Origin of the sequence: Paraburkholderia ferrariae NBRC 106233, from assembly GCF_000685035.1 — a bacterium.
GTDB lineage: Bacteria > Pseudomonadota > Gammaproteobacteria > Burkholderiales > Burkholderiaceae > Paraburkholderia > Paraburkholderia ferrariae.
Genome location: NZ_BAYB01000079.1, coordinates 2,501 through 5,521, shown reverse-complemented (window position 1 = coordinate 5,521; position 3,021 = coordinate 2,501). Strand labels below are relative to the sequence as shown.

Sequence of the window (3,021 nt, the reverse complement as noted above, 5' to 3'; positions counted from 1 at the left end):
AGGAGCCTGACGATTACCTACTTTCACACGGGCAATCCGCACTATCATCGGCGTGGAGCTGTTTCACGGTCCTGTTCGGGATGGGAAGGGGTGGGACCAGCTCGCTATGGTCATCAGGCATGACGGGTTGCTGCGTCGCGCCTGGAAGCGCGCCACAGCCAATCGGGAAGAAGCGTAAAGAGTGTGCTGCTGAATTGGGGTTGTGTTGTTTCAGGCACAACACGGATCACTCAACCGTATGCTCTACTTGAGCCCTGCACTGCGTGCAGGGTGAGATGCCCGTCAGTGCTGAAGCACTAACGATCATCGCAACACACCTGTTATAGGATCAAGCCTTACGGGCAATTAGTATCAGTTAGCTTAACGCATTACTGCGCTTCCACACCTGACCTATCAACGTCCTGGTCTCGAACGACCCTTCAAGGGGATCAGGTCCCCGGGGAAGTCTCATCTTGAGGCGAGTTTCCCGCTTAGATGCTTTCAGCGGTTATCTCTTCCGAACATAGCTACCCGGCGATGCGACTGGCGTCACAACCGGTACACCAGAGGTTCGTCCACTCCGGTCCTCTCGTACTAGGAGCAGGCCCCCTCAAACTTCCAGCGCCCACGGCAGATAGGGACCAAACTGTCTCACGACGTTTTAAACCCAGCTCACGTACCTCTTTAAATGGCGAACAGCCATACCCTTGGGACCGGCTACAGCCCCAGGATGAGATGAGCCGACATCGAGGTGCCAAACACCGCCGTCGATATGAACTCTTGGGCGGTATCAGCCTGTTATCCCCAGAGTACCTTTTATCCGTTGAGCGATGGCCCTTCCATACAGAACCACCGGATCACTATGACCTGCTTTCGCACCTGTTCGACTTGTCAGTCTCACAGTCAAGCACGCTTATGCCATTGCACTATCAGCACGATTTCCGACCGTACCTAGCGTACCTTCGTACTCCTCCGTTACCCTTTGGGAGGAGACCGCCCCAGTCAAACTGCCTGCCATGCACTGTCCCCGATCCGGATTACGGACCAAGGTTAGAACCTCAAACAGATCAGGGTGGTATTTCAAGGACGGCTCCACGCAGACTGGCGTCCACGCTTCATAGCCTCCCACCTATCCTACACAAACCGGTTCAAAGTCCAATGCAAAGCTGCAGTAAAGGTTCATGGGGTCTTTCCGTCTAGCCGCGGGGAGATTGCATCATCACAAACACTTCAACTTCGCTGAGTCTCGGGAGGAGACAGTGTGGCCATCGTTACGCCATTCGTGCAGGTCGGAACTTACCCGACAAGGAATTTCGCTACCTTAGGACCGTTATAGTTACGGCCGCCGTTTACCGGGACTTCAATCAAGAGCTTGCACCCCATCATTTAATCTTCCGGCACCGGGCAGGCGTCACACCCTATACGTCCACTTTCGTGTTTGCAGAGTGCTGTGTTTTTATTAAACAGTCGCAGCCACCAGTTTATTGCAACCCCTTCACCCTCAGAGCGCAGGCTCCTCAAGCTACCAGGGCGTACCTTATCCCGAAGTTACGGTACCAATTTGCCGAGTTCCTTCTCCCGAGTTCTCTCAAGCGCCTTAGAATACTCATCTCGCCCACCTGTGTCGGTTTGCGGTACGGTCAACGTGAAACTGAAGCTTAGAGGCTTTTCCTGGAACCCCTTCCAGTTGCTTCGCTTCCGAAGAAGCTCGTCCTGTGCCCTTGAATCCTGCGCCCGGATTTGCCAAAGCGCCTTCTCCAACACAGAAACCGGGACTTCCAACACCCGGACAACCTTCCGCGATCCGTCCCCCCATCGCATTTCACGTCGGTGCAGGAATATTGACCTGCTTCCCATCAGCTACGCATTTCTGCCTCGCCTTAGGGGCCGACTCACCCTACGCCGATGAACGTTGCGTAGGAAACCTTGGGCTTACGGCGAGGGGGCCTTTCACCCCCTTTATCGCTACTCATGTCAGCATTCGCACTTCTGATACCTCCAGCACACCTTCCGGTGCACCTTCGCAGGCTTACAGAACGCTCTCCTACCATGCACATTACTGTGCATCCGCAGCTTCGGTATATGGCTTAGCCCCGTTACATCTTCCGCGCAGGACGACTCGATCAGTGAGCTATTACGCTTTCTTTAAAGGGTGGCTGCTTCTAAGCCAACCTCCTGACTGTTTTAGCCTTCCCACTTCGTTTCCCACTTAGCCATATTTGGGGACCTTAGCTGGCGGTCTGGGTTGTTTCCCTCTTGACACCGGACGTTAGCACCCGATGTCTGTCTCCCGTGATTGCACTCTTCGGTATTCGGAGTTTGCTATGGCGACGTAATCCGCAATGGACCCATCAACCATGACAGTGCTCTACCCCCGAAGGTGAGACACGAGGCACTACCTAAATAGTTTTCGGAGAGAACCAGCTATTTCCAGGTTTGTTTAGCCTTTCACCCCTATCCACAGCTCATCCCCTAACTTTTCAACGTTAGTGGGTTCGGTCCTCCAGCACGTGTTACCGTGCCTTCAACCTGGCCATGGATAGATCACCTGGTTTCGGGTCTACACCCAGCGACTGGACGCCCTGTTCGGACTCGCTTTCGCTACGCCTGCCCTATTCGGTTAAGCTTGCCACTGAATGTAAGTCGCTGACCCATTATACAAAAGGTACGCCGTCACCCCTTGCGAGGCTCCGACTGTTTGTATGCATGCGGTTTCAGGATCTGTTTCACTCCCCTCCCGGGGTTCTTTTCGCCTTTCCCTCACGGTACTGGTTCACTATCGGTCGATCACGAGTATTTAGCCTTGGAGGATGGTCCCCCCATCTTCAGACAGGATTTCACGTGTCCCGCCCTACTTGTCGTACACCCAGTTCTTCCGATCTGTTTTCGCCTACGGGGCTATCACCCGCTATGGCCGCACTTTCCAGAGCGTTTGGCTAACAGTTCAGATAAAGAGTACAGGCTGTTCCCATTTCGCTCGCCACTACTCTGGGAATCTCGGTTGATTTCTTTTCCTGCGGCTACTTAGATGTTTCAGTTCGC

Annotated in this window: 2 rRNA genes (1 of these 2 running past the window's edge); both read right to left on the bottom strand. The window is 53.9% G+C overall.

Features of this window, described 5'->3' with window-relative positions:
- Window positions 1–4: 4 nt before the first annotated feature.
- Window positions 5–118 (bottom strand): 5S ribosomal RNA (gene rrf / locus BFE01S_RS36615).
- A 206-nt stretch (window positions 119–324) separates the two neighbouring features.
- Window positions 325–3,021, bottom strand: a 23S ribosomal RNA gene (locus BFE01S_RS36610) (it continues 183 nt past the right edge of the window).